We start from the raw sequence: 249 nt of genomic DNA on the forward strand, positions 1-249 counted from the left end.
GTTCGGGGCAGGCCGGGGTGGTCGCCGGGGCGGTTGGCGCTGGTCACGGTGTTCCAGATGGCCGAGAACCTCACGGATCGTCAGGCGGCTGAGCAGGTGCGGCTGCGTCTTGATTGGAAGTATGCGCTGGGACTGGGGCTGGGAGAGCCTGGCTTCGACGCGTCGGTGTTGTGTGAATTCCGTGCCCGGGTCATCGAGCACGGCTTGGAGGAGAAGGTTCTGGACCTGTTGCTCGCCGCGGTGCGGGAG

The 249-nt window shown here is 66.7% G+C and carries 1 protein-coding gene; it reads left to right on the plus strand.

The window, feature by feature from the left end; translation table 11 throughout:
- Positions 1-57: 57 nt before the first annotated feature.
- Positions 58-249, plus strand: a 192-nt coding sequence (locus CCN51_RS49490) for a transposase (RefSeq protein ID WP_245881855.1), incomplete at its 3' end; no start/stop codon positions are given.

The organism is Streptomyces milbemycinicus (assembly GCF_002154605.1).
Lineage (GTDB): Bacteria > Actinomycetota > Actinomycetes > Streptomycetales > Streptomycetaceae > Streptomyces > Streptomyces milbemycinicus.